This window comes from Brevundimonas sp. (assembly GCF_041919755.1).
Lineage (GTDB): Bacteria > Pseudomonadota > Alphaproteobacteria > Caulobacterales > Caulobacteraceae > Brevundimonas.
In genome coordinates, this window is sequence record NZ_JAYRTD010000002.1 from 157,957 (window position 1) to 183,186 (window position 25,230).

General features: G+C 66.1%; 31 protein-coding genes. 15 read left to right on the top strand and 16 right to left on the bottom strand.

Features of this window, described 5'->3' with window-relative positions; all coding sequences use genetic code 11:
- Positions 1-83 precede the first annotated feature (83 nt).
- Genes ACE3TH_RS03535 through ACE3TH_RS03550 form a run of 4 tightly spaced genes read left to right on the top strand, consistent with a single transcriptional unit; the run spans position 84 to position 4,291 of the window.
- Positions 84-773 (top strand): SDR family NAD(P)-dependent oxidoreductase, encoded by a 690-nt coding sequence (locus ACE3TH_RS03535; protein ID WP_374597397.1) that lies wholly within the window; start codon positions 84-86, stop codon positions 771-773.
- 9 nt (positions 774-782) lie between these two features.
- Positions 783-2,120: an amino acid permease gene (locus ACE3TH_RS03540; RefSeq protein WP_374597399.1), complete on the top strand. Its 1,338-nt coding sequence runs from the start codon at positions 783-785 to the stop codon at positions 2,118-2,120.
- A 45-nt stretch (positions 2,121-2,165) separates the two neighbouring features.
- Positions 2,166-3,341, top strand: coding sequence for a glutamine-hydrolyzing carbamoyl-phosphate synthase small subunit (gene carA, locus ACE3TH_RS03545; RefSeq protein ID WP_374597401.1), 1,176 nt, complete (start codon positions 2,166-2,168; stop codon positions 3,339-3,341).
- The gene (locus tag ACE3TH_RS03550; RefSeq protein WP_374597403.1) at positions 3,338-4,291 is read left to right on the top strand and encodes a hypothetical protein; all 954 of its coding nucleotides are present in this window, start codon (positions 3,338-3,340) and stop codon (positions 4,289-4,291) included. Before carA ends, ACE3TH_RS03550 begins: the two co-directional genes overlap by 4 nt.
- Before the next feature lie 3 nt (positions 4,292-4,294).
- Here the strand turns inward: ACE3TH_RS03550 and ACE3TH_RS03555 are convergent, their stop codons facing one another.
- Positions 4,295-4,564 (bottom strand): hypothetical protein, encoded by a 270-nt coding sequence (locus ACE3TH_RS03555; RefSeq protein WP_374597405.1) that lies wholly within the window; start codon positions 4,562-4,564, stop codon positions 4,295-4,297.
- 228 nt (positions 4,565-4,792) lie between these two features.
- On the opposite strand from ACE3TH_RS03555, the gene dnaG reads away from it, so the two are divergent.
- Both dnaG and rpoD read left to right on the top strand, forming a co-directional pair.
- Positions 4,793-6,691, top strand: coding sequence for a DNA primase (gene dnaG, locus ACE3TH_RS03560; RefSeq protein WP_374597407.1), 1,899 nt, complete (start codon positions 4,793-4,795; stop codon positions 6,689-6,691).
- A 68-nt stretch (positions 6,692-6,759) separates the two neighbouring features.
- Complete coding sequence (gene rpoD / locus ACE3TH_RS03565) at positions 6,760-8,706, top strand: RNA polymerase sigma factor RpoD (protein ID WP_292171217.1); 1,947 nt, start codon at positions 6,760-6,762, stop codon at positions 8,704-8,706.
- A 36-nt stretch (positions 8,707-8,742) separates the two neighbouring features.
- Here the strand turns inward: rpoD and ACE3TH_RS03570 are convergent, their stop codons facing one another.
- On the bottom strand, positions 8,743-9,003 hold the full coding sequence (locus ACE3TH_RS03570) for a hypothetical protein (RefSeq protein WP_374597409.1): 261 nt from the start codon (positions 9,001-9,003) through the stop codon (positions 8,743-8,745).
- Between the two features lie 157 nt (positions 9,004-9,160).
- On the opposite strand from ACE3TH_RS03570, the gene ACE3TH_RS03575 reads away from it, so the two are divergent.
- On the top strand, positions 9,161-9,901 hold the full coding sequence (locus ACE3TH_RS03575) for an extensin family protein (RefSeq protein WP_374597411.1): 741 nt from the start codon (positions 9,161-9,163) through the stop codon (positions 9,899-9,901).
- Positions 9,902-9,913: 12 nt separating this feature from the next.
- Here ACE3TH_RS03575 and ACE3TH_RS03580 read toward each other — a convergent pair whose 3' ends face one another.
- The 6 genes from ACE3TH_RS03580 to ACE3TH_RS03605 all read right to left on the bottom strand — a co-directional run bounded on the left by ACE3TH_RS03580 (position 9,914) and on the right by ACE3TH_RS03605 (position 12,740).
- Positions 9,914-10,138 (bottom strand): DUF4287 domain-containing protein, encoded by a 225-nt coding sequence (locus tag ACE3TH_RS03580; RefSeq protein WP_374597413.1) that lies wholly within the window; start codon positions 10,136-10,138, stop codon positions 9,914-9,916.
- A 13-nt stretch (positions 10,139-10,151) separates the two neighbouring features.
- Positions 10,152-10,499 carry a DUF1428 domain-containing protein gene (locus tag ACE3TH_RS03585; protein WP_374597415.1) on the bottom strand — a complete coding sequence of 116 codons (348 nt, stop codon included), beginning with the start codon at positions 10,497-10,499 and terminating at the stop codon, positions 10,152-10,154.
- A gap of 99 nt (positions 10,500-10,598) precedes the next feature.
- On the bottom strand, positions 10,599-11,090 hold the full coding sequence (locus tag ACE3TH_RS03590) for a VOC family protein (RefSeq protein ID WP_374597417.1): 492 nt from the start codon (positions 11,088-11,090) through the stop codon (positions 10,599-10,601).
- A complete protein-coding gene (locus ACE3TH_RS03595) occupies positions 11,087-11,539 on the bottom strand; it encodes an SRPBCC family protein (RefSeq protein WP_374597419.1) in 453 nt (150 codons plus the stop codon). Before ACE3TH_RS03595 ends, ACE3TH_RS03590 begins: the two co-directional genes overlap by 4 nt.
- Positions 11,536-12,264 carry a glutathione S-transferase family protein gene (locus ACE3TH_RS03600; protein WP_374597421.1) on the bottom strand — a complete coding sequence of 243 codons (729 nt, stop codon included), beginning with the start codon at positions 12,262-12,264 and terminating at the stop codon, positions 11,536-11,538. Before ACE3TH_RS03600 ends, ACE3TH_RS03595 begins: the two co-directional genes overlap by 4 nt.
- Positions 12,265-12,317: 53 nt before the next feature.
- Positions 12,318-12,740, bottom strand: coding sequence for a VOC family protein (locus tag ACE3TH_RS03605; RefSeq protein WP_374597423.1), 423 nt, complete (start codon positions 12,738-12,740; stop codon positions 12,318-12,320).
- Positions 12,741-12,929: 189 nt separating this feature from the next.
- On the opposite strand from ACE3TH_RS03605, the gene ACE3TH_RS03610 reads away from it, so the two are divergent.
- On the top strand, positions 12,930-13,628 hold the full coding sequence (locus tag ACE3TH_RS03610) for a winged helix-turn-helix transcriptional regulator (RefSeq protein WP_374597425.1): 699 nt from the start codon (positions 12,930-12,932) through the stop codon (positions 13,626-13,628).
- Here the strand turns inward: ACE3TH_RS03610 and ACE3TH_RS03615 are convergent.
- The 5 genes from ACE3TH_RS03615 to ACE3TH_RS03635 form a co-directional block, all read right to left on the bottom strand.
- A complete protein-coding gene (locus tag ACE3TH_RS03615; RefSeq protein WP_374597427.1) occupies positions 13,625-13,912 on the bottom strand; it encodes a GNAT family N-acetyltransferase in 288 nt (95 codons plus the stop codon). The genes ACE3TH_RS03610 and ACE3TH_RS03615 overlap by 4 nt on opposite strands.
- Before the next feature lie 108 nt (positions 13,913-14,020).
- Entirely contained in the window at positions 14,021-14,437 is a 417-nt protein-coding gene (locus ACE3TH_RS03620) for a hypothetical protein (protein ID WP_374597429.1), read from the bottom strand.
- A gap of 4 nt (positions 14,438-14,441) precedes the next feature.
- Positions 14,442-15,113, bottom strand: a complete 672-nt coding sequence (locus ACE3TH_RS03625; protein ID WP_374597431.1) for a hypothetical protein — start codon at positions 15,111-15,113, stop codon at positions 14,442-14,444.
- A 65-nt stretch (positions 15,114-15,178) separates the two neighbouring features.
- Positions 15,179-15,574 carry a dihydroneopterin aldolase gene (gene folB / locus ACE3TH_RS03630; RefSeq protein WP_374597433.1) on the bottom strand — a complete coding sequence of 132 codons (396 nt, stop codon included), beginning with the start codon at positions 15,572-15,574 and terminating at the stop codon, positions 15,179-15,181.
- Positions 15,575-15,578: 4 nt separating this feature from the next.
- Positions 15,579-16,340 carry an SDR family oxidoreductase gene (locus tag ACE3TH_RS03635; RefSeq protein WP_374597435.1) on the bottom strand — a complete coding sequence of 254 codons (762 nt, stop codon included), beginning with the start codon at positions 16,338-16,340 and terminating at the stop codon, positions 15,579-15,581.
- Positions 16,341-16,523: 183 nt separating this feature from the next.
- On the opposite strand from ACE3TH_RS03635, the gene ACE3TH_RS03640 reads away from it, so the two are divergent.
- From ACE3TH_RS03640 to ACE3TH_RS03650, 3 genes are read left to right on the top strand one after another with little or no spacing between them, the layout of a single operon-like run.
- Positions 16,524-16,970, top strand: a complete 447-nt coding sequence (locus tag ACE3TH_RS03640) for a DMT family transporter (protein WP_374597437.1) — start codon at positions 16,524-16,526, stop codon at positions 16,968-16,970.
- A gap of 25 nt (positions 16,971-16,995) precedes the next feature.
- On the top strand, positions 16,996-18,903 hold the full coding sequence (uvrC, locus tag ACE3TH_RS03645) for an excinuclease ABC subunit UvrC (protein WP_374597439.1): 1,908 nt from the start codon (positions 16,996-16,998) through the stop codon (positions 18,901-18,903).
- A 24-nt stretch (positions 18,904-18,927) separates the two neighbouring features.
- Complete coding sequence (locus ACE3TH_RS03650) at positions 18,928-19,233, top strand: YdeI/OmpD-associated family protein (protein ID WP_374597441.1); 306 nt, start codon at positions 18,928-18,930, stop codon at positions 19,231-19,233.
- 7 nt (positions 19,234-19,240) lie between these two features.
- Here the strand turns inward: ACE3TH_RS03650 and ACE3TH_RS03655 are convergent, their stop codons facing one another.
- Positions 19,241-20,155 carry an alpha/beta hydrolase gene (locus ACE3TH_RS03655; protein WP_374597443.1) on the bottom strand — a complete coding sequence of 305 codons (915 nt, stop codon included), beginning with the start codon at positions 20,153-20,155 and terminating at the stop codon, positions 19,241-19,243.
- A 187-nt stretch (positions 20,156-20,342) separates the two neighbouring features.
- Between ACE3TH_RS03655 and ACE3TH_RS03660 the strand changes: the two genes are divergently transcribed.
- The 3 genes from ACE3TH_RS03660 to ACE3TH_RS03670 all read left to right on the top strand — a co-directional run bounded on the left by ACE3TH_RS03660 (position 20,343) and on the right by ACE3TH_RS03670 (position 22,747).
- The gene (locus ACE3TH_RS03660; protein ID WP_374597445.1) at positions 20,343-20,966 is read left to right on the top strand and encodes a carbonic anhydrase; all 624 of its coding nucleotides are present in this window, start codon (positions 20,343-20,345) and stop codon (positions 20,964-20,966) included.
- Positions 20,967-21,050: 84 nt separating this feature from the next.
- Entirely contained in the window at positions 21,051-21,692 is a 642-nt protein-coding gene (gene pgsA, locus ACE3TH_RS03665) for a CDP-diacylglycerol--glycerol-3-phosphate 3-phosphatidyltransferase (protein WP_374597447.1), read from the top strand.
- Positions 21,693-21,796: 104 nt separating this feature from the next.
- The gene (locus tag ACE3TH_RS03670) at positions 21,797-22,747 is read left to right on the top strand and encodes a DMT family transporter (RefSeq protein WP_374597449.1); all 951 of its coding nucleotides are present in this window, start codon (positions 21,797-21,799) and stop codon (positions 22,745-22,747) included.
- On the opposite strand, the gene ACE3TH_RS03675 is transcribed toward ACE3TH_RS03670, so the two are convergent.
- A complete protein-coding gene (locus tag ACE3TH_RS03675) occupies positions 22,722-23,741 on the bottom strand; it encodes a glycerophosphodiester phosphodiesterase family protein (RefSeq protein ID WP_374597451.1) in 1,020 nt (339 codons plus the stop codon). The two genes, ACE3TH_RS03670 and ACE3TH_RS03675, sit on opposite strands and share 26 nt — an antisense overlap.
- A 109-nt stretch (positions 23,742-23,850) precedes the next feature.
- On the opposite strand from ACE3TH_RS03675, the gene ACE3TH_RS03680 reads away from it, so the two are divergent.
- Entirely contained in the window at positions 23,851-24,231 is a 381-nt protein-coding gene (locus ACE3TH_RS03680) for a VOC family protein (RefSeq protein WP_374597453.1), read from the top strand.
- 15 nt (positions 24,232-24,246) lie between these two features.
- Here ACE3TH_RS03680 and ACE3TH_RS03685 read toward each other — a convergent pair whose 3' ends face one another.
- Positions 24,247-25,155, bottom strand: coding sequence for a cobalamin biosynthesis protein CbiG (locus ACE3TH_RS03685; RefSeq protein WP_374597454.1), 909 nt, complete (start codon positions 25,153-25,155; stop codon positions 24,247-24,249).
- Between the last annotated feature and the right edge of the window lie 75 nt (positions 25,156-25,230).

Here is a 25,230-nt window from a genome sequence, read left to right on the forward strand (position 1 = left end):
GCGACCGCACTCAGGTCAATCGGTCGCCTTGTCGGCCGGCGCGGATTGCCCTCTTGCTGATGCGTCAGACAGGAGCGTCATTCATGACGGATCAGGCAGCAGTGGTCATCGGCGCTTCGGGTGGCATCGGATCGGCCATGGTGGAGGCGCTCAAGGCGTCGGGGCTTTATGCGACGGTCCATGCCCTGTCACGATCCGGCGCGGGCCTGGACCTCACCGATGAACCTAGCGTCGCACAGGCGGCGCGTGGCGTGGGCGAGGGGCCTGCTCCGTCTTTGATCTTCGTGGCCACCGGCGTGCTGCATCACGGCCATGAGCCGGAGCGGACCTATAAGGCCATGACGGCCGAGCATCTGCTGCGGGACTATCAGGTCAACACCGTGGGCCCGGCCCTGGTGGCCAAGCATTTCCTACCGCTGATGCCGCGGGACCGGCGCGCCGTCTTCGCCGCCCTGTCGGCGCGGGTGGGGTCGATCGGCGACAATCGATTGGGCGGCTGGCACAGCTATCGCGCGTCCAAGGCGGCGCTGAACATGATCCTCAAAAACCTGGCGATCGAGCTGGCACGAACCCATCCGCAGGCGGTGGTCGCCGGCCTGCACCCCGGCACGGTCGATACGGCGCTGAGCGTGCCGTTCCAGAAGGGCGTGGCGGCCGACAAGCTGTTCACCGCCGACTATTCGGCCGGTCGCCTGCTGGCCGTGCTGGACGGCCTGTCGCCCGCTGACAGCGGCGGTGTTTTCGCATGGGACGGCGCGCGCATTCCCGAGTAATCGGAGGGCATGAGCCAGACCGACATCCTGCCCATCCCCGATACGTCCTCTGCCCGCAAGATAGGCTGGGGCATCGCCGCCCTGGTGGTGGCCGGCAACATGATCGGATCGGGGGTGTATCTGGCCCCCGTAGCGCTTGCATCCACCGGGTCGTCCAGCCTGATCGGCTGGCTGATCTGCGGGGCCGGGGCGATGATCCTGGCCGCGGTGTTCGCGGGCCTGGGCCGGTTTCAGTCCGACGCCGACGGCCTCTCGGATTTCACGCGGCGGGGGCTGGGGCGTTTCATCGGCTATCAGACCGCCATCGCCTATTGGGGCGTCTGCCTGACCGGCAATATCGCCGTGGCCATCGCTGGCACCGGCTATCTGGCCTTCTTCTTTCCGATACTGGCCGAGCCGATTCCTGCGGCTCTCAGCAATCTGGCCCTTATCGCCATCACCACCGCCGCTTATGCGACGGGCGCGAAGGTTGCGGCGCGGCTGGGCGCAACGACTCTGGTGATCGGCCTTCTACCGCTGGTGCTGGCCATCGTTGCCGGGGTCGTGGCCTTCAGCGGCGCGACCTTCTCGGCGTCATGGAACCCGTCCGGGCAACCACTGGCGGCCACCATCCCCGCTTCGCTGGTCGTAATCTTCTGGTCCTTTCTGGGTCTGGAAAGCGCGGCTGCCCTGTCGAAGCTGGTGCGCGATCCGGCCCGTGACGTGGGCCGGGCCAGTGTGGGCGGCGTCGGACTGGCGCTAGTCGTTTATGTGGCGGCCTCGGCGGCGGTGTTCGGAGTCATCCCTGCGGGTGAGCTGGCGCAATCGACCAGCCCGTTCGCTGATCTGGCGGCCCGTGTGTTTGGGGCCTCGGTGGCCGGCCTGGTCGCGGCCTGCGCCGTCATCAAGGCGCTTGGCACCATTGCTGGCTGGACCATCCTGGGTGGCGAGACGGCACGGTCGGCGGGGGAGGCGGGCTATCTGCCGCGCGTCTTCGGCCATGCCAGCCGACCGGGACATCTGCCGCTGTCCAATCCCCTGATCAACGGCGCGATCATGGCGCTGCTGATCGTGGCGACGATCCAGCCGACGCTGGCGGGACAGTTCGGCCTCTTGATCGGAGCCTGCACGGTCCTGACCATCTGTCTGTATGCGCTGTGCTGCATCAGTCTGTTCCGCTTCAGCCACTCGACCGGCTGGCGCATCCTGTCGGTCGTAGGGCTGGTGTTTGCGGTCGGGGCCGTCGTCGCCGCGGCACCGGGCAACGTCATTCCGGCCATCGTGCTGTTCGCGGTCGCCTCGGTGGGCTGGATCTGGGTTCGGAAGCGCGCAGACCACCGCGTTGACCCCGCAACCCCGACCCTTTAGCAACGCCGCCGTTTGCCCGCCGGGATTCGGTGGTATGGAGCGATCATGACCGCAAGTTCCTATCCCGCTCTTCTTCCCGGTGTGACCGGCGTTCTGGCGCTGGCGGACGGCACCATTCTGCAAGGGATCGGATGCGGCGCGACCGGCTCGGCCCTCGGTGAGGTGGTCTTCAACACGGCCATGACCGGTTATCAGGAAATCCTGACGGATCCGTCCTACATGAGCCAGATCCTGGCCTTTACCTTCCCGCACATTGGCAATGTCGGCACCAATGCGGACGACATCGAACAGATCGGCGGCGGCTCAGACACCTCTGCGCGCGGGGCCATCTTCCGCGACGTCCCGACCGATCCAGCCAACTGGCGTAGCGACAGCGACCTTGATGCGTGGATGCACCGGCGGGGCGTGGTCGGTCTGGCAGGGATCGACACCCGTGCCCTCACGGCCGTGATCCGCGACGGCGGCGCACCGCATGCCGTGATCGCCCACGATCCGGACGGCCAGTTCGATCTTGAGGCCTTGGTGGCCCAGGCGAAGGCCTGGTCAGGTCTGGTTGGGCTGGACCTGGCGAAGGACGCCTCCACCCTGCAATCCTTCGACTGGGATCAGGGACTGTGGGACTGGCCCGAGGGTCATCCGCGTGTCGATGCGACCGACAAGTCCGTCGTGGTCATCGACTATGGCGTGAAGCGCAACATCCTGAGGGCTCTGGCTTCGACCGGCGCGAAGATCACGGTGGTGCCCGCATCGACGACCGCCGAGGAGGTTCTGGCACGCAACCCGGACGGCGTCGTCCTATCCAACGGCCCGGGCGATCCCGCCGCCACCGGTGAATACGCGGTGCCGGAGATCAAAAAGCTGGTCGACAGCGGCAAGCCGGTCTTCGGCATCTGCCTGGGCCACCAGATGCTGGCCCTCGCGCTCGGCGGCAAGACGGTCAAGATGGACCAGGGGCATCACGGGGCCAATCACCCGGTCAAGGATCTGACGACCGGCAAGGTCGAGATCGTGTCGATGAACCACGGCTTTACCGTCGATCGCGACAGCCTGCCGGATGCGGTCATGGAAACACATGTGTCGCTGTTCGACGGCACCAACTGCGGCATCGCCCTGAAGGATCGCCCTGTCTTCAGCGTGCAGCATCATCCGGAGGCGTCGCCAGGGCCGACCGACAGTCTGTATCTGTTCCAGAGGTTCGCTGATGCAATGAGCCCGCGTTGAGCCTGCCGCCCGCGCGCTCGCGCTATCTGACCTGGCTGGCCAAGGCTCTGGCCCGGTCCGCTGACCAGAAGGTGTCGGCAAGGGGGCACGCCGTGCTGGGCTATGCCACGGGCTATGACGCCGCCGATGTCGCGCCCTTCGTACGATCCCTGCGAGCGGTGTTCGACGGAACGGTCGCCCTGGTCGTTGACGATAGGCCCGATGTCGCGGCCTTGCTGGCTCAGCACGATGTGATCGCGGTCGCGCCAGATCCGGTCGAGGGTTGGGCTCCCCATCCCGTCATGCAGCGGTTTGCAGCCTTTGACCGTCTGCTGCGAGGCTGGTCCGACATTGACGGAGTGCTGATCACCGACGTGCGCGACGTGATCTTCCAGGCTGACCCGTTTTCGCCGCGGCCCGAAGGTCTGCTGACGTTCCAGGAATATGAATCCGGCGTGCTGGCCGATCACGCCTTCAACATGAAATATATCCGGGCCCTGGCCGGCGAAGGCCTGGCCAAGGCGGTAGCCCAGAATCCGTGCATCTGCGTTGGCACGGTCATGGGGCCACGGGCCGATGTTCTGCGCCTGTGCCGCGCCATACTGATGCTGGCCACGACACCCCGGTCGTCGATCGGTGGCGCGTTCGGGGCCGACCAGGCCGCCTGCAATCTGGCTGTGCATCTCGGCATGGTCGAGGCGCAGGTGCTGCCCAACTACTGTCGCGTGGCGACCTTGGGGCTCACGGATGGGGCTGCCTTGACCTTCAAGGACGGCAAGGTCGTCAATCCGGACGGGACGGTCAGCGCCATTGTGCACCAGCACGACCGCCACCCGCATCTTTTCGATGCCGTGCATGCGGTTTGGGGGGGCGGCTTTGACTGCCGTCAGCGTGTCCAACCCAAATCGAATGCCCAGCGCTGGGGCAAGCTTAACCAATCCATCGCCCGGCGTACGCCGGAACCCCGCTAGGCCTCAGGGCAGTGGCGCGAAGCTCTTGCTCTCGCAGCGCAGTTCGCTGGCCTTGCGGATGGCGACCGGGGCGGCGCTGAACCAGTAGCCGGCGTCTTCTTCACGCTGAGCCCGGCGGCGCTCGATGGCCCGCTTTCGGCGCAGCGCCGCGTTCTCCAGCAGGCGCGCATGCAGGGCGCGGGGCGAAAGTTCGGCGATGGCGGGGGAACCGGGGACGGCGACGGCGTCGGGGCCGATGGGTTCCACCGCCTGACGGGCGATGGCGATGAACATAAGAGTCTCGTTTGTCAGGAGGGCTGACGCTTCTGCGTCACGAGGTTCGGGCATTTAACCACAGGGCCTGTGGATAGTTCCGCAATCCGACAAAATAATGTTCAAGCGAATCAAGTGGTTGTGGCCGCCTTCTTGCCGTTTTGGTTAATAAAATCTTAACGGGGAGATTGGTGCAGGGCGATCAGTTCACGCGTTCCCCTGTCATGCCGAGCGCTATAGACATCGTCCGTGCGCTTTGACGAAAGATACATCGAGGAACTGAAGGCCCGCCTTCGCCCGTCCGACGTGATCGGGCGGTCGGTGAAGCTCAAGCGTCAGGGGCGGGAGTATGTCGGCCTGTCGCCCTTCTCGAAGGAGAAATCGCCGTCGTTTTTCGTCAACGATGACAAGGGCTTCTTCCACGATTTCAGCTCCGGCAAGCACGGCGACATCATCAGCTTCCTGCAGGAGACCGAGCGGCTGACCTTCGTCGAGGCGGTCCAGCGTCTGGCGGGCGAGGCGGGGATGGCCCTGCCGGCCGAAGACCCCCAGGCGGCCGAGCGTGAGGAGAAGCGCAAGGGTCTGGCCGACTGGATGGACCTGTCCCAGAAGTGGTTCGCCGCCAATCTGCGCCGCTCGGTCGGCAAGGCGGCGCGGGAGTATCTTGAGCGGCGCGGCCTGCCCGAGGATCAGTGGGAGCGGTTCGGCCTGGGCTACGCCCCCAATGATCGCGAGGGGCTGAAGCAGGCCTTGGTCCAGCGCGGGGCCAAGCCGGGCGACCTCGTCGAGGCCGGCATGCTGATTGCGCCGGAGGGTGGCGGCAACCCCTACGACCGCTTCCGCGACCGGCTGATGTTCCCGATCCTGGATGCGCGCGGCCGGATCGTCAGCTTCGGCGGCCGGGCCATGAACCCCGACGACCGCGCCAAATATCTGAATGGCCCGGAAAGCCCGCTGTTTCACAAGGGAGCCACCCTCTACGGCCTGCCCGAGGCGCGGCGCATCCTGGGGGCCGAAAGCAAGGGCGAACAGGCCATCGTCGTGGTCGAAGGCTATATGGACGTCATCGCCTGCCAGCGCGCGGGCATCCCCGCGGTCGCCCCCATGGGCACGGCCTTGACCGAAGAGCAGATGGCCCTGCTGTGGCGGGTGTCGTCTGAGCCGGTGCTGTGTTTCGACGGTGATGCGGCGGGTCGGCGCGCGGCGTTCCGGGCCGTTGATCGCGCCCTGCCCCAGTTGAAGGCGGGCAAGTCGTTCCGCTTTGCGCTTCTGGACGGTGGTCAGGACCCAGACGACATCCTGCGCGACAAGGGTGCCCCTGCCCTGCGTCAGGCCATGTCAGCCACGCGGCCCTTTGCCGAGGTGCTGTTCGGCAAGGAGGCCGAACTCGAACCGCTGGATACGCCGGAGCGGCGCGCAGGCCTGAAGGGACGGTTGCGCCAGGCCGCCTCGGCCATTCAGGACAAGGATCTGGCCGATCAGTATCGGCGCGAACTGTTCGACCGTTTCGACGCCCTGTTCGCGCCTCAGCGCGGCCCGCAGCCGATACCGGCCCGTCAGGGCGTGGGCAGCTTTCCGGGCGGACGGGGCAGGGGGCGTTTCGGGCCGCCGCCGGTGCTGGGTCAGACGACGGAGGGTGCGCAGGCCATGCAGTCGTTGTCCCGCTCCATCGAGCCCGTAGCCGCCGCCCTCGCGCATGGGGCCATCGACGATCCCGCCCGTATGGACGATCATCTGGAAGACATCGCGGCACACGGCTTTGGCGACAAGGCGCTGGATGGTCTGGCACAGGAATTGGTCCGTCTGCGGTTCAGTGCCCAGGGAACGGCTCAAACCCTTGACAGCGCGGCCTTGCGACGCCATCTGGCGCAGTCGGGTCACGATGCTTTAGTGCGCGAGGTCGAGAAGGCGGCGGCAAAGTCCGGCGCGCCTTTCCTGGCCGCAAATGCGCCCCTCGCCGAAGCAAGGATTCGATGGTCGCAGGCGTTCGACGCGCTCACCCGTGTCGCCGCCCTTGAAGATGCTCTGGCCTCGGCGGCCTCCATGCCGGGCCAGGATGAGGCGTTCCGCAGGTTGAAAGCCGAGCGGGATGCTTTGCGTCGCGCGGTCAAAACCGGCGAAATATGGGACGACAAATCGGGCTCGTAACCAACGACCCCGTTACACATTATATGCGATGGACGGCCTGATCAGCCCTCTGTCCGGAGACTGACTGAATGAGTGAACAGACCGAGACGCAGGAAGCCGAAGTCCAGAGCGACGGCCCGCTGCTCGACCTTACCGACGCCGGCGTCAAGAAGTTCATCAAGCAAGCCAAGGCCAAGGGCTATGTGACGATGGAGGAGCTGAACAAGGTTCTGCCCTCCGAAGAGGTGACCCCCGACGCGATCGAGGACACCCTGGCCATGCTGTCCGAAATGGGCGTCAATGTCGTCGAGGCCGAAGAGGACGCCGGCGAGGCGACCGGCACCGACGTCGCGGCCGCCGCCGGCACCGCCGTGGCCGAGGCTCCGGCGAAGTCAGCCTATGACCGCACCGACGATCCCGTGCGGATGTATCTGCGCGAAATGGGCTCGGTCGAACTGCTGAGCCGCGAGGGCGAGATTGCCATCGCCAAGCGCATCGAGGCCGGTCGCGACGCCATGATCTCGGGCCTGTGCGAAAGCGCCCTGACGTTCGAGGCCATCATGGTCTGGCGCGACGAACTGGCAAACAACCGCATCCTGCTGCGCGAAGTGATCGATCTGGACGCCACCTATGGCGTGCTGAACCCGTCGTCCCTGCCGCACAACCAGCCGCCGCAACCCCTGCCGGGCGAAAAGCCTGTCGCCGAGCCTCAGAGCGAGGACAAGCCCGACGGCGAGGACGAGGAAGACGAAGACTTCGACGATGGCGGCGGCATGTCGATCTCGGCGCTGGAAGCCGAGCTGCGCGACGGCGTCATGGAGGTTCTGGACGCGGTCGCCGCCGACTTCGGGGCTTTCCGCAAGCTGCAGGACAAGCTGGTCGAGAGCCGCCTGAAGGGCGAGGTCCTGAGCGCCAAGGATCAGAAGACCTACGACACCCTGACGGCGACCATCTCTGGTCGCCTGAAGACGATGAAGTTGAACAACAACCGCATCGAGGCTCTGGTCGAGCAGCTGTATGCGATCAACAAGCGCCTGATCGGGCTGGAAGGGCGGCTGCTGCGTCTGGCCGACAGCTACGGCATTTCGCGTCCCGAGTTCCTGAAGTCCTATTTCGGCTCTGAACTGGATCCCAACTGGACCGACAGCATCAAGGACATGGGCGTGCGCTGGACCAAGTTCAGCGAGAACGAATCCGCCCAGATCGCCCAGATCCGGGGCGATGTGGCCGCCGTCGCGACCGAGGCCGGCCTGCCCATCGACGACTACCGCCGCATCGTCCAGACGGTGCAGAAGGGAGAGCGCGAAGCCCGTCAGGCCAAGAAGGAAATGGTCGAGGCCAACCTGCGCCTGGTCATCTCCATCGCCAAGAAATACACCAACCGCGGCCTGCAGTTCCTTGATTTGATTCAAGAAGGGAACATTGGTCTTATGAAGGCGGTCGACAAGTTCGAGTACCGCCGCGGCTACAAATTCTCGACCTATGCGACTTGGTGGATCCGTCAGGCCATCACCCGCTCGATCGCCGACCAGGCGCGGACCATCCGCATCCCGGTGCACATGATCGAGACGATCAACAAGATCGTCCGCACCAGCCGCCAGATGCTGCACGAGATCGGCCGCGAGCCGACCCCGGAAGAGCTGGCCGAAAAGCTGGCCATGCCGCTGGAGAAGGTCCGCAAGGTTCTGAAGATCGCCAAGGAGCCAATCTCGCTCGAAACGCCGATCGGCGACGAGGAAGACAGCCACCTGGGCGACTTCATCGAGGACAAGAACGCCATCCTGCCCATCGACGCAGCCATCCAGTCGAACCTGCGCGAGACCACCACGCGCGTGCTGGCGTCGCTTACGCCGCGCGAGGAGCGGGTGCTGCGCATGCGTTTCGGCATCGGCATGAACACCGACCACACCCTGGAAGAGGTCGGTCAGCAGTTCTCGGTTACCCGCGAACGCATCCGTCAGATCGAAGCCAAGGCGCTGAGGAAGCTGAAGCATCCGTCGCGGTCGCGGAAGCTGCGGTCCTTCCTGGACAGCTAAATCTCGAATCCTCTCCCGGCGGGAGAGGAGCGAGGCTTAGTTTGGCTTCGGATCGTAGACAACGCGGCAGTCGCCATCGATGGTGGTGTAGCGATTGTTGGCCGCATCCACGAAGGAGATGCGTCCGCCGTCATCGTATTCGACCTTGCCGGTGGACCGTCCCTCGAAATGCTGGACGCCATAGCTCCAGCAGGTGATCTGGGCCGGGCGGTCGCCCCAGGTCGCATCGTTGCGTGCGCGCTTGCTGTCGGTACAGCCGGCGATGAACAGGACGGCGGCCAGTGCGGGGAGGATCACAATCGGCTTCATGGGACATGTGGTGGCATGCTGGGGTCCGCCTGGGAAGCGCGTTCTGATGGCCAACGTCCGGAACTTCTTCACCGCGCGACGTTCTTTTTCTCGTCTCGCCGTCTCGTGATTCAAGCGTCGGGCGAAATCCGCTAGCGTCCCGGCAATGACGCATTCGCTTCGCTTGATCCTCGCTCCACTGGCTCTTGTCGCGCTGGCGAGTTGCAGCGCCATGCTGCCCGAGCCTGCGCCACGGCCGGCCTATCCGTCGGCCCCGTCCCGCACCGAGGCCCCGCTGGTCGGGGCGCTGGTCGACCTTCCCATCAGTGCTCACACACGCAGCGCCGTGATCCGCGAGAGCGCCGCCCTGACCCAGTGCGTGACCCAGCTGACGGCGGCGCGGGTCAACTTCAGCCCCGTGCCCGACCGGGTGAGCTCGCCCACCTGCGGCCTGACCGATGCTGGGGTCCTGGGCGCGGACATGGGCACGGTTGCGCGGATGTCTCCCGGCGATGTGCAGATGACCTGTCGCACGGCCCTCGCGCTCAGCATCTGGCGGCGACAGTCGCTGGAGCCTGCGGCACGCGAGATCCTCGGCTCGGACGTGGTCCAGATCGATCACATGGGGGCCTATGCCTGTCGCAATGTGAACAACGGTGTGGGCAGCACACGGATCAGCGCCCATTCCCAGGCTGCCGCCCTGGATTTAGCCGGCGTGCGCCTGCGCGACGGGCGGCGCATCACGGTTCTGAATGACTGGAACGGCGACACGCCCGAGGCGCGGTTCCTGCGTCGGATTCGCGACGACGCCTGCCGCATTTTCGGCACGACGCTGAGCCCCGACTACAATGCCGTGCATGCCGACCACCTCCATCTGGAGGCGACCGACACGCGGTTTTGTCGCTGACGAGATGGGACGTCAGCTACTGGTCTGAGACTTCGCCCCTTCAGCAAGGACATGGGCAACGACGGCGTTGGCATGGCCGTGGCCCATGCCGTGCTCGCCCTTCAGCAGCGCGACCAAGTCCATGTGCCGGCCCGGCAGATTGTCGCGCACTATGGTTTTCCAATGCGCGATCGGCTGGCCATAGGTTTTCTCGATGGACGGAAAGTAGGACGCCGGGCCTTTGACGGGTACGGTCATCGTCGCCCAGCCGTCAACTTTCGAAGACAGGCGCAAACCCGCCCCACATCATGCGCTTGCCGTCGAAGGGCATGTCCATGTCGGCGAAGGCGGGATCGACCTGCATCTGTTCCCAGCAGGCGTCTGCGGTGGCGCGATCGGGCCATTTCAGCCAGGCGAAGACCGGGACCTCGCCGGACTCCAGCTTTACGGCCAGGTCGAAGCCTGTGACCTTGCCGGGCGGAATGTCCTCGCCCCAGCATTCGACCTGTTCGAGCGCCCCATACTTCTGGAACAGCGGCCAGGATTTCCGGGCGGAGTCGATATAGCGCTGCTTGTCCTCGGTTTTGACGGGGGTGAGGAAGCCGGTGACGTAGGACATCTTTCTTTCTCCTTCGGAGGGTTGGCCCCTAACGCTCGCGACGCGGTCGCTCACTACTTGAGGGGCAGGTCGGGTCGTTGATCAGCGTATCAGATCAGCTCACGCAGCCTTGTCAGCAGCCGCTTCGATGACCGCGATATCGATCTTGTGCATGGTCATCATGGCCTCGAAGGCGGCCTTGGCGCGGGCGGGGTTGGGGTCGGTGTAGAATTCCATCAGGCGACGCGGCGTGATCTGCCAGTTGACGCCCCAGCGATCCTTGCACCAGCCGCAGGCGCTCTCGGCCCCGCCGTTGCCGACGATGGCATCCCATAGCCGGTCGGTCTCTGTCTGATCTTCGGTCTGGATCATGAAGGACACCGCCTCGGTGTGCGGGAACTGGGGTCCACCGTTCAGGCCGACGAACGACTGGCCGGCCAGGGTGAACTCGACCACCAGCTCCTCGCCCGCCTTGCTGGACGGATTGTCTGACGGGCTGGCATGCACGCCGTCAATGTGGCTGTCGGGCAGGCCCAGGGTCATGTAGAATTCAGCGGCCTTTCGGGCCTGACCCAGGTCGTACCAGATGCAGGGGGCAATCTTGCTGGTCACTGGCCCGCCTCCGCCAGCTCGGCCAACTGATCGGCGGCGGCCGCCCAGCCCTGTTCGAAGCCCATCTCGCGGTGGGTGGCGGCGGCCTTCTCGTCCCAGTGACGGGCCGTGGCGGTATAACGGGTGCCGTCACCCTCGGGCTCGAAGGTGTCGATGCGGACGAAGTTCATCTCGCCCGGCTGGGGCACCCAGCCCTCGGTCATGGCCCCGGTCGAGACCAGCTTGCGTTTCGGCACCACCTCCAGGAACACACCCTGATAGCTGTGTCGCTCGCCCTCGGGCGAGGCCATGGTGACATTGGCCCGGCCACCCGGTCTGAGGTCGAAATCGACCTCGGGCGTTGTCCAGGGACGCGGGGTGAACCATTCGGTGCCGCGTTCGACATAGACCTGCCAGACGGTCTCGGGCGGGGCGGCGATGAAGCGGGTGATGCTGAGTTCGGTGGTCATGCGTTCGTCCTCTGGTGCTTATCGGATGGGCATCGGTCAGATGCAGGGCAGCAGTCGCTGCTCGGGCGCGATGTCCGCGCGAAAGCAGGGCGGGACTTCGCCGGCATGCAGCCTGGCAAAGGCCTCGGCGATGCGGGGCGGGGCCTTGGGCCGCGCATACATGCGCTCCACGAAGCGGCGACAGTTGGGGAGGGTCTCCAGCAGGCCCCATCCTCATCGGCCCAGTCCAGCGTGTAGGCGGCGTTGAAGTCTGCGACGGTCAGGCCCGATCCGACCATGTATTCACGACCCTGAAGATGCGTCTCGAGCGGAGCCAGCATGCGCAGGCAGTCGCGTCGGGCGAGGGGGACGTCCGCCGCAATCCGCTCGGCCTCGGGATAGATGACGGTGTGCAGGCCCATCCGCCACAGCGGCTGTTCGATCTCGGCGACGAGAAACAGGTTCCACTGGTGCATCAGGGCACGCTCGGCGGGATCGGTCGGCAAAAAGCGTTCGCCGCCGTGCGCCTCGGCCAGATACATCATGATGGCGACGGACTCGGCCATGGCCAGATCTCCGTCGACCAGGGCCGGTGCCTTGCCGAACGGGTTGATGGCCAGAAACGCCGCGCCCTGATGTTCTCCAGCGGGAATGTCCAGCGGTATGATCTCGCAATCGATCTCCAGCTCGTTCAGCAGCCAGATCGGTCGGGTCGCGCGGGTGGGTGGCGTGCCGTACAGTTTCATGGGCGTATCCTCCGAGGGCCTCCCCGTCTGCGCGGGGATGACGACGACTGCAGTCAGGTGGCGGCGGGAGCCTCGCCCGAGGCGGCGGCCGGGTCCATCCACATGATCTCCCAGATGTGGCCGTCGGGGTCCTCGTAGGAGCGGCCGTACATAAAGCCGTAGTCCTGTTCCGGTGTCGGGTCGGGCGTGCCGCCGGCCTTCACCGCCGTATCCAGCTGGGCCAGGACGGCGTCCTTCGACTCGCACGACAGGCAGAGGAGGGCATGCACGCTGGACCGGTCGCCGATCGGGCGGCTGGTGAAGCTGGCGAATTTGGGATGGGTCAGCAGCATCACATAGATCGTCTCGGAGATGACCATGCAGGCGGCGGTGTCGTCGCTGAATTGCGGGTTCCTGGTCGCTCCGGTCGCTTCGTAGAAGGCGACGGATTTCGCCAGATCGGCGACCGGCAGATTGATGAAGATCATGCGTTGCATCGGCTTCGCCTTTTCCTTGTGGGCGCTAACGCTCGGCTCGCGGAACCTCGCTGCTTGAGCGCATTTCTTTGGCGCTACGGCGCGGGACGCGGTCCCTTGCTGCTTCAGCACCGGTGGTTTCCTCTGCGACGTTCGGTGCGACGCCGCTGACGTTGTGCATCAAGCCAAACCCGGTTATCTATGTCAACTATGAAGTTAGAAAAACTAACCAAACATAATCCGGAGCTGAAACGCTGGTACGACGACGCATGTGGAACCGCCCATGCGCTGGAGCTTGTCGGCGAGCGATGGTCGCTGCTGATCATGCGCGAGATGATGTTCGGCCCGCGACGCTTCGGCGACATTCGCGCAGCCCTCCCAGGCATCAGCGCCAATGTCCTGACCCAGCGGCTTGAGACGCTGGAGAGCCACGGCATTGTCGTGAAATCCAGGCTGCCGCCGCCGGCCTCGGTGCAGGTCTATGGCCTCACACCGTGGGGCTATGAGGCCGACCAACTGCTGATCGTTCTGGGCAACTGGGCGGCGCGGTCGCCGGGGCATGACCCGACCCTGCCGCTGTCCAAGACCTCGCTGATGCTGTCGTTCCGCACGATGTTTCAGGCGGATGTTGCCGGTGACCGGGCCGCTACCGTCGGCTTCATCCTGGGCGAGGAGACGTTCCGGGTGCGGGTCGAGAACGGCACCCTGACGCCTCGCCGGGCCGAGATCGACGACGCCGATGTGGTCTTTGAAACGACCCCCGAGGCCATGGCCGGCTATGTCTATGGCAAGGCACCGCTGGAGGCCATGGAGGAGGCGGGAGCCATTACGGTGCGTGGCGACCGCAATGCGGCCCTGCGCTTTCAGACCTGGTTCACCCTGCCGCCCAAGGCCGAGATGTCAGCCTAGGCTACGATGTCCGAAAACTCCGGATGGCGTTTCAGCCAGGCGACGGCGTAGCTGCAGCGCGGAGCCAGCTTCAGTTTTTCGGCGCGGGCGTGTTCGGACAGGGCGCGCATGAAGGTGTCGGCCGCGCCGGTGCCGCGTAGGGCAGGGTCAGCCTCTACATGCAGGATGATGCGCGTGTAGCCCTGCGCCGCATAGTCGGCAAATACCGTTCTGGTCTGCCCGTCCTGATCGACGAAACCCTGTTCGAAGCGGTTCTCGCCCCGCACGTCACGCAAATCGCTCATCTACTGTCCCCGGTCGCCTTGGTGCACCAATGTCGGCTATCCGACACAAAAAACCCATGCCGCGACGTGCCGTTCCAGCTTGACTGCAAAGAGTTTTTTGCCTGTGGCTCAGGGAGCTCGGTCGCGGGCTAGGTTCAAGGCCCCCAGTGCGCTGCGGATCGCGAACCACAGGGTCAGGCCGATCAGGGCCAGTCCGCTGATGACGGTCAGGGGCAGCAGCCAGACCGCCTGCGTCAGGTCCATGAACAGGCTGACGATCCCGACCATGCATACCGCGGTCAGGACGATGTTGATCACCGCCGACGTCCAGAACAGCGTCACCTGCCGATCCAGGTGCTGACGCGCCAGCCCGGTCGCGCCGCCCCTTGCCGAGACCGCGACCAGCATGCCGACCAGCGCCAGCAGATTGGCGCTGGGCAGGGCCAGGACATACAGCGCCCAGACGATCATGGCCGCCGGCTTGCCCGCCGATTCATGCCTCTGGTTGAACCGGGGACGGCCCTGCTCGGGCGGCAGGACGGTCATTGGCTCAAATCCACCAGCCCGCCGGGTGACGGATGGCGCGACCCGCCTTCAGCGCCAGCACACCTGCTGCGCCCCGCACGATCACCCAGAGGGCCAGCAGGAACAGCACCGGCACCCCGAGTGCGAAGGGTGCCGCGATAAGCACCAGCCCGACCACCGCCGCCACCGCCGCCGCGAACAGGGTCCGGCGCTGATACTGGTGGTGTGAGCGGGCGATGGCATTGTCCGGTGCGCCTCGGCCCATCAGGGCCAACAGGCCGACCACGACCGAGACGCCCAGCGTCGGCACGGCGAACAGGATCAGCGCATAGCCCAGGAACAGCGCCGTCCCGTCCTTTGGCAAGGCCGGCGGGTCGTCGTGGCGGCGGGCTTTGGTGGAAAACTCGGTCGGCTCGAAGACCGAACCGGCGCTGGCCATGCCGGGGGCGGAGGGCGGCGCGGATGCCGCCGGAGCCGGCGTCGTCTCGGCCTGGACGGCGGCAAAGGCGGGCGACGGACGCGGGTCGAACAGGTCCGGCTCGGCTTCGCGCGTCGGTCGGGCGGGGGCGACAGGCGCAGCGGCACCCTCTGCCTCACGCGCCCGCCCGGCCAGGGACGCCGGCGACGAAAACCCGATCAGGTCATCGTGGTCGTCCGGCGTGCGGTCGGGGCGGTTGGGGTCGCCGGGTTCGGCCATGGACTTCCTCGGCTGGGCAATCGGAATACGCGGTCGACAATGACGCCGCCGCCCGTTTGGCGCAACTATTCGCGCGCCAGCACGACCTCGCAGCCGGGCGCGACGACACCCTCGAGCGCGCCAGGTTTTTCGATACGCACGGCGCAGCGCTGCACCCGCGCATCGTCAAGACAGGCGACGGCCAGCCGCTGGGCAAAGGTTTCGACCAGGCCGATATGGCCTGCGGCCACGATGGCACGGGCGGCGGCGGCCACGTCTTCATAGCTGACGGTATCGCCCAGACGCTCGACCGGCCCGGGCACCAGCGTCAGGGTCACGTCGATGACCAGCGTCTGCAGCCGGTTCAGCTCATGATCATGAATCCCGATGCTGGCCTGAACCGTCAGGCCACGCACGAAGACGGTCAGACCCTCATGGCGGGTGGCGTCGCCGGCGGCGAGGGGCAGGGGGGTGGCACTCACGCGATTACTCCAGGATGTCCGGGGTCTTCCACGCCAGATGCTGACCCGCATCCACCGCGATCATCTGGCCGGTGACCAGTTCGGCCTCGACCAGCCAGCGTACGGCCTCGGCCACCGCTTCGGGGCTGCCCGGACGCTGCAACAGGGTGGCGGCGGCTTCGGCGGCGAACTCTTCGTCGGTCTGATGGATGGAGGCCAGGGTCGGACCGGGGCCGACGCCATTGACCCGGATGCGCGGGGCCAGGGCCTGGGCCAGGGTCCGCGTCGCCCACCACAGGCCATTTCTCGACAGGGCATAGGAGATGAAGCGCGGATCGGGCTTCAGCACCCGCTGGTCCAGCAGATTGACGATGCAGGATACGTCAGCAGCCTGGGCCGCGAAGGCTTCGCTCAACACGATCGGAGCCCGCAGATTGGTCTCCATATGGGCGTCCCAGGTCTCGCGTTCCAGCGATCCCACCCGGTCGTCCTCGAAGACGGAGGCATTGTTGACCAGCACGCTCAGCGGCCCGATCGCGGCCACGGCATCCGGCACGATCTGGCGGACCTGTGCCTCGTTTGATAGATCGCCGCTAATCGTCTCGGCCCGACGACCCAGCGCCCGCACCTCGTCCGCGACGGCCTGCGCGGCGTCCTCGGACGATCGGTAATGTACGACGATGTCGAACCCGGCCTGCGCCAGCGTCAGACAGATGGCGCGCCCGATCCGCTTGCCCCCGCCCGTGACCAGGGCGGCTCCGCGGCCGGCGGCAGGGGTATCAGTCAACCCGACCGAACTCGATGACGTTGATCACGCCCAGAACCGCGACGAAACCGAGAATGACGAAAAGGGCCAGCATGAGGTGCTCCTGAGGTTGGGTGGAGCCTTAAAGCCGCGAACTTCGATCATCAAGAGCCGCCGACCGCCAGACAGGTGCGCCACACCGATTCCGGTGCTAGCCGTGGTCCCATGAACCCCAACCTCTTCTCCATCGTCCTGATCATCCTGGCCGGCGGCGCGACAGCCTTGCAGGCCCCGACCAATGCGAAGCTGATGACCGCCGTCGGCTCGCCGGTGAATGCGGCCTTCGTGTCGTTCGCCGTGGGGACCGCCGTGCTGGGGCTGATGGCGGTACTGTTCCAGACGCGGCCGGACATGGTCGCGGCGAAATCCTTGCCCTGGTACGCCTGGATCGGCGGGCTGTACGGCGTGGTCTTCGTGATCGCGGCGACCTGGGGCGTGCCCCGGCTGGGGGTGGCGCTGACCATTACCCTGATGGTGGCGGGGCAACTGCTGATCAGCCTGATCCTGGACCACTTCGGTGCGTTCGGTGCGCCGCAGCAGCCCATCAACCTGGGCCGACTGGCGGGTGTCGCCCTGGTGATCGGCGGGGTGCTGATGGTTCGCCGCTTCTGACTTTCGCGCCGCGCGTCCTATATGGATGGCGATGCCGACCGACTCTACCACATCCGAACCACTTCCCCTCGTTGCCGCCGATCTGATCCGGGACGAGGCGCGGCGTGCGCCGGACAAGCCGGGGGTCTATCGCATGTATGGCGAGGACGGAACCTGCCTGTATGTCGGCAAGGCGCGCTCCATAAAGAAGCGCATCCTGCAGTATGCGCAAGGCCGGTTCCACACCCAGCGTATCGGCCTGATGGTGTCCCTGACCCGCTCGATGGAGCTGGTGGTCACGGCGTCCGAGACCGAGGCTCTGCTGCTGGAATCCAACTTCATCAAGAAGCTGAAGCCGCGGTTCAACGTCGTGCTGCGCGACGACAAGTCCTTCGCCGAACTGATGATCCGCAAGGACCATCGCGCGCCTCAGGTGAAGAAGCATCGCGGGGCCCACACCACGCCCGGTGACTATTTCGGGCCCTTCGCCTCGACCTGGGCGGTCAATCGCACGCTGACGACCTTGCAGAAGGCGTTCCTGCTGCGGTCCTGCTCGGACAGTGTTTATGAGACGCGCACCCGGCCCTGCATGCTGCATCAGATCAAGCGCTGCTCGGCCCCCTGCACCGGCCTGATCAGCCTGGAGGATTACGGCCAGCTGGTCGGGGAGGCGTCTGACTTTCTGAAGGGCAAGTCACGTGCGGTCATCGCCCGCCTGTCCGAGGAGATGACCGCCGCCGCCGAGGCCATGGACTATGAACAGGCCGCCCGGGTGCGCGACCGCATCCGCGCCCTGTCCGCCATCAGCATGGAAAACTCCGTCAGTGCCGAGGGCGTGGCCGAGGCGGACGTCTTCGCCCTGTTCAGCGAGGGCGGCCAGGCCTGCGTCCAGGTCTTCTTCTACCGCGGGGGCCAGAATTGGGGTGGCCGGGCCTATTTCCCGCGCGTCGACCGGACAGACACCGATCCCGAAATCCTGGCCGCCTTTCTGGGCCAGTTCTATGAGGACAAGCCTGTCCCGCGCCTGATCCTGTCCAACATCCTGCCGTTCGAGAAGGAGTTGCTGGAAGAGGCCTTTTCGATGATGGCCAAACAGGCCGACGGCCGCCGCGTCGTCTCGATCGAGCGCCCCCTGCGCGGCGACAAGGCCGCCTTGATCGACCACGCCCTGACCAACGCCCGCGAGGCTCTGGGTCGCAAGATGGCGGAAGGGTCGGCCCAGGGCAAAATCCTGGATGAGGTGTGCGAGGCCTTCGGTCTGGACAGCCGCCCCGAGCGGATTGAGGTCTATGACAACGCCCATATCCAGGGGACCAATGCGGTCGGCGCCATGATCGTGGCCGGGCCCGAGGGCTTCCAGAAGTCGCAGTATCGCAAGTTCAACATCAAGGGCACGGACCTGACGCCCGGCGACGACTACGGCATGATGCGTGAGGTCATGCGCCGTCGCTTCGCCCGACTGGTCAAGGACGAGGAGGAGGGGACCGAGGAGGTCGTGCGCCCTGACCTGCTGCTGATCGACGGCGGGGCCGGGCAACTGGCCGAGGTGCTGGCCGTGCTGGCCGATCTGGGGCTGGACGACATCACGGCCGTCGGCGTGGCCAAGGGGCCGGACCGCGACGCGGGCAAGGAGCATTTCTTCATGCCCGGCAAGCCGCCCTTCATGATGCCGCTGAAGTCACCGGCCCTCTACTATATCCAGCGCCTGCGCGACGAGGCTCACCGCTTCGCCAATGGGGCCCACGCCAAGCGCCGCTCCATGGACATCAAGAAGAACCCTCTGGACGAGATCGAGGGCGTCGGCCCCGGCCGCAAGAAGGCCCTGCTGCACGCCTTCGGCTCCGCCAAGGGCGTGGGCCGCGCCTCGGTGGTCGATCTGGTCAAGGTGGACGGGATCAATCAGTCGTTGGCCGAACGGATCTACGGCTTCTTCCATCCCGAGCGCCGGGGCTAGGATGCGGCGTCAGGAGATATGGGCATGAGCGACTTCGCCCAGGGCACGGTCCATGTCGCCGGGGCCGATCTTCAGGCCGCCGTGCAGGCCGACCCGGAAACGCTGGTTCTCTGGCAGGCGCTGACCCCGCTGGGCCGCAACGAATTCATCTGCTGGATCGAGGACGCCAAACAGCCCGCAACCCGCAAGCGCCGTATTCAACGCACGACCGAGGAACTGCGCGAAGGCCAGAAGCGCCCCTGTTGCTGGTCCGGCTGCATCCACCGCACCGACAAGACCCCCAGTCGCTGGCAGCAGGCGGTGCTGATCGACGGTAAGAGGAAGCCCTAGCTCGCCTCTACGGCTGCGCCGGCAACACCGCCATCAACGCTCGCGTGAAGCCGACCGGGGCGACCGTCAGGTGGTCCTCATCTTCCAGAACGGTCGACCGGACCCGCAGGCCGGGATAGTTCCGGGACGTCAGAACCCGCTCCATGGTCCGCAGGTCGCCGACCATGTCCACCTCGGTATTGCGCCGACTATCGCCCGGCACCTCATAGGCACCGATATACATGAAGACGTCGGCGGTCAGGTCGCGGTGGTTGCGGGCATAGTCCGCCTCCATCGTCATGATGTGGCGTTTGTCGAACCAGAAGGAGGGGCTGCCCAGGACGTAGGCCTTGAACAGGTTCGGCTCGGTGAACAGGATCTGGGCCCCAAGCAGACCGCCATAGGAATGGCCCAGCAGCACCCGCTGCGTCGGGTCCGCGCGAAACCTATTTTCGACGAAGGGCAACACCTGTGTCTTCAGATAGGTCTGATAGGCCGCTCCCCCGCCATGCAGGGTCGAACTGGCCCGTCGTGGGCCGTTCGGCGTCGGCGTATAGTCCCGGTTGCGGCTGGCGACCGGATTGTCGCCCCTGGCATAGGACAGACCGATCAGGATGAACTCCTCGACGACCGGGCCTTCCAGATTCACACGCCGCGCGATCTGGCGAATGATCGGAAAGGCGTAGTCAGCGTCGGTCACATAGAGCACCGGATACCGACGGTTCGGACTGGTCGCATAGCTGGCGGGCAGGCTGACGAAGATTTCGTACTCCCGACCCGAAACCGGATCGGGCACGGTCCAGACCTGGGTGCCTTGCAGCACATAGGGCGACCCGTCGGCCGGGGCAGCCTGCGTTTGCGTCGCTTGGGCATCGGCCCTGTCCGAACAGGCCGACCCCAGAAGCCCGGCCATCAAGACCAGCGCCAGACCCCACGCTCTCATACGCAACTCCACGAACAACCTTGGCTGTGCGAGCCTAGGCCCGAATATGACCGATCTGGGCCGCAGCGGCCACGTCGCATGCGCCATCGAACGATCCAAGTCAGGCCGATGTCCCCTGACAAAGCGAAGTGACGACAGTCCTGCCGCCCCTCTCCCCCAAGCCGCAGCGATCGCCTATACCGCCCTCATGACCGACGATTCCTCCGACGCTCTCCTCGCCGGCTATCGCCGCTTTCGCCAGGACCACTGGCCCGAGGCCAAGGCCGAGTATGAGGCGCTCGCCGCCGGGCAGAAGCCGCACACCCTGATCGTGGCCTGCTCGGACAGCCGCGCCGATCCGGCCCTGATCTTCGACGCCGCACCGGGCCAGCTGTTCGTGGTGCGCAACGTCGCCAACCTGGTCCCGCCCTATGAGCCGGACGGCCAGCTGCACGGGGTGTCGGCCGCGCTGGAGTTCGGGGTCAAGGTGCTGGGCGTGTCGCGCATCGTGGTCATGGGCCATGCCCATTGCGGCGGCGTGGCGGCCATGCGCACCGGTGCCCCCGACAGCGTCCGCGACTTCGTCGCGCCCTGGATTGCGCAGGGCGAGCCCGTCGTGCGCCGTGTCGCCGAGGCGGTCGAACCGGATCAGGTCGAGCGGGCGTCCGAAGAGGCCATCGTGCGCCTGTCGATCGACAATCTGCGCACCTTCCCCTGGATCGCCGAGCGCGAGGCGGCGGGCACGCTTCAGCTCAGCGGCCTGCATTTCGGCATCGCCGACGGCATCCTGCGGGCCCTGCGCGGGCCGGGCCGGTTCGAGGCCCTGGACTGAAGCGTCGCGCGATCCTCGCCTAAGGCAACGAAGCGTGGCACATGCCGTTGACCAGACAGCCGTGCCCGAGACGGAACCGAGATCATGACGCCCAGCGCCCCCGCCAATCCCATCCCGAACATCATCACGGGCCTGCGCCTGTTCGCCGGGGTGATCATGTTCCTGATCCTGGCCGGGGCCGCGCCGCAGGGGGTGCCGATCCTGTCGGAGTATCTGAGCCCGGATGACCAGTTTCGCCTCGCGCGTACCGCCTTCGTGATCTTCCTGGTCGCGGCGTCCAGCGACTGGATCGACGGCTTTCTGGCCCGGCGCTGGCACGCCACGACGCGTTGGGGTGCCATCCTGGATCCCATCGCCGACAAGGTGCTGGTCACCGGGGCCATTCTGGGCGTGCTGGCCTGGGGAACCCTGCCTCAGGCGGCCATTCCCTGCGGCCTGATCCTGTTCCGGGAGTTTGCCGTCTCGGCCCTGCGCGAGACGACAGCCGGCAAGGTCAAGCTGCCGGTCACCCTGCTGGCCAAGTGGAAGACGGTGCTTCAGATGGTGGCGCTGGGGGCCCTGCAAGTGGCCCTGGCCCCGCTGTGGGAAGGCTTCGGCCTGCCGCTGGAATGGCTGGGGCACTTCCAGACCTTTGCCTACATCCTGATCTGGGTCGCCGCCCTGGTCACCCTGTGGACCGGCTGGCAGTATTTCTCCAAGGCCCAGCAGAGGATGAGCGCGGTTTAAAAAAGACACCTTTCGCAAGCGGCTCGCCGGGCATGTCCTGAACGGTCTGGCTATCGTTGCAACCCCGCCGTGTTCCTCCGCAACGGAAGTTGATCGCACTTCTGATGACCCACCCCCTGCTCACGCGCCGCGCGTCGGTCTTTGCCCTGGCGACGCTGTGCTGCCTGTTGTGGGGCAGTGCCTATCCAGCGGTGAAGGCGGGTTATGCGATGCTGGACATCGCGCCGTCGGACATGGCCAGCCAGCTGCTGTTCGCGGGCTGGCGGTTCCTGCTGGCGGGGGCGATCCTGCTGGGCGTCACCGTGGCGATGAGGAAGCCCATCCTGAAGGTGACCGGGTCGCAGGCGCGCCAGCTGGTGCTGCTGGGCCTGTTCCAGACCACGCTGCAATACGTCTTTTTCTACATCGGCTTGGCCCATGTTACGGGGGTCAAGGCCTCGATCCTGAATGCGACGGGCACCTTCTTCAGCGTGGTGCTGGCGCACTTCATCTACACAAACGACCGCTTAAGCCACCGCAAGGTCTGGGGCTGCATCGTCGGTTTCCTGGGGGTGCTGGTGGTCAATCTGGGCCGGGGCGGGTTGGGCCTGGACGTCACCCTGCTGGGCGAGGGATTCATTATCGGCGCCGCCTTCGTGCTGGCCGCCGGGTCCATCTATGGCAAGCGGATCTCGCGCGATCTGGACCCCATGGTCATGACCGGCTGGCAGCTGGCCTTGGGCGGGGCGGTGCTGGTGGCGATCGGCCTGATCACGGGCGGGCATCTGGGCGCGTTCGACGCCCGCTCGGGGGCGCTGCTGCTCTATATGGCGCTTCTGTCCGCCTTCGCCTTTGCGACCTGGAGCCTGCTGCTCAAGCATAATCCGGTGGGGATGCTGGCCGCGTTCAACTTCCTTGTGCCCGTCTTCGGCGTCGCCTTGTCCAGCCTCTTCCTGGGCGAAAGCGTGATGCGCTGGACCTATGGCGCGGCGCTGGTGCTGGTCTGCGGCGGCATCTGGCTGGTGACGCGGCCCAGCAAGGCTGGTGCCCCTATCGAAGCGCGGGCTGATCCATAAAGGCCGCATCCAGACCGTACCCAGCGAACCGCACCAGCCGCTCGCGCAACCGTCCGTGTTCCGCCGGGTCTGATCCGATCCGGTCGCTCGATGGCAGAAAAGCGTTCTCGGCGCGGAAGGTCCAGGCCGCGACTTTCAGCCCCGCCGCGTGGGCTTCGGCGATCAGGGGCGTGGGCTGGCCCGGCTCCGGCTCGATCACGGCCGTATCGACCCCGATCCAGTCGGCATAGGTCGCGATCTCGGCCAGCCCCTGCGGCGTGGTCATGGCATCGTAGCTGAGGGCCCGATCGTCCGCCGGCCCGCCGCTCGCCGCGATCAGTTGCAGCAGCGGCGTGTCGATGCGCGCGTCGAGTCTCCGCAACGTCCCGACCTCGAAACACTGTACGATGACCGGCGCCTCCGCCCACGTCAGCCCGTGCCGCTCCAGCACGGCGACGAAGGCGTCCTCCATCGGCAGGCCGATGCCGGCGAAATACGTCGGATGCTTCAGCTCCGGCACCACGCCGATGATCCGCCCCGTGCGTACGCTGGCATCCCTCGCGATCTCCAGCGTCTGTTCGAAGCTCAGGATCGGCTCCATATCGTCGAAGGCGGTGTTGGAGGCCCGCAGGTCGGGCAGGCGCTCGCGCGCGTACAGCGTCTGCAACTCGGCCCAGGTGAAGTCCTCGGTGAACCAGCCGGTGACGCTCTGGCCGTCGATGATCTTCGTCGTGCGCCGATCCGCGAACTCCGGCCGATACGCCACGTCGGTGGTGCCGCCGATCTCGTTCTCGTGCCGCACGATCAGGACGCCGTCGCAACTCATGACCAGGTCCGGCTCGATGAAGTCCGCCCGCTGTTCGATGGCCCGCTCATAGGCCATGCGCGTATGCTCGGGCCGTTCTCCGGAGGCACCGCGATGGGCGATGATCAGGGGGGCCGAATTTGGGGGAGATTGGGCCAGGGCCGGGCTTCCGAACAACAGCAGCAGGGTCGCCAGAATGAGCCGGATCATCCGCAAAGGGTAGGGGCGGGCGGTGACGGTTTTACATCACCGGTTGGCCACGCGCTGCGGAACTGCCTTGCGTGATGGACGCTGCATCCCTGTCGAAGGGAGACCCGTCATGCTGAACGCCTACGCCTCATCCGCCATCGTCGCCGTCAGCGACCTGGCCCGCGCCCGCCGGTTCTATGAGACGGTCCTGGGCCTCGAACTGGCCGAGGGCGGCGACGACGGGCCGCTCGTGTTCAGGACGGGCCCGACCCATCTGGTCGTCTATCCGTCCGAGTTCGCAGGCACCAACAAGGCCAATGCCGTCGTCTGGGGCGTCGGCGACCGGATCGAGGCCATCGCCGCCGATCTGAAGACCAAGGGCGTCGTGTTCGAGCACTACGACATGGACGGCGCGACCTATGCCGACGGCGTGCACCAGATGGGCGACTTCCGCATGGTCTGGTTCAAGGACCCGGACGGCAATATCCTGCACCTGAACAGCGGCGATTGATCACCCAGGCAGGCTTCAGGCCCCCAGGATCCAGCCCTCTTCTTGTTCGACTTGGGCGATGAGGTCCTCGGACGCGCCCTTGGGTGGCGCAAAGGCCTTTTCCAGATCGCCTGCTTCATCCAGCTTGGCGAAGTGCTCGGCGGTGACGCGGACCTGCGCCTGATCCTTGAACTCGCCGGGGTTGGGCGTCGCGGCCCACATCGATGGATAGACCTCGACCACCAGGGCAGACAGTGGCTCGACATCGTCGGTGCCCAAGGCGCGCCAGCCGGTGCCGAAGGGCCAGACGGCGCCTGATGGGCCCAGCTTCTCCAGCAGACGGCGCACGGCCGGGATGCCGACCAGGGTCTGACCACCGACGGCCCCCGCTCCGTGCATCTGCCAGTTGGACTTGGGTTGCAGACGACCCTTGCGGATCGCGTTCTCGGTCGCACGAAACTCGGTGATGTCGGCACCGGCCCCTGCGGGCGGCTTGGTCGTGGTCAGCCAGCGCTGGGCCTGTTTGGCCGGTGCCCCCCAGAAGGGCCAGGCTTCATCCGTCATCAGCCGGTTCATCTTGGCCGCGACCTGATAACGGTTGTTGGTGTTGTCGGCCTTGTCGACGATGTTGCCGGCCAGGAATTTCCACAGCGCGGACCAGGCCGGGGTGTCCTTCAGGCCCAGTCGCGCCGCCGTGCCCGCCGGATAGCCCAGCGAGAAGTCGAACCCGACCAGCACCCGGTCGCCGCGCTTCCTGTGATCAGCCAGCAACGACGCCAGCAGGGCCTCCCCCTCGGCGCGCGTGGCGACATTGTGCGTCTCGGAATACAGGCGGAAGCGCACGTCGCGCTTGGCCACCCCGATCCAGACCGAGTTTTCGCCCAGCTTCTTGCCCTCGGCGGCGGTCCAGTCAGCGATGATATAGGCGTCGAACAGGCGGGCCACGGCGGGCTCCTCCAAGGGTAAGCGTAAACAGGATGCGGGCTTCTAGCCCATTTTGGCGCGGCGGCTAACCGTCCG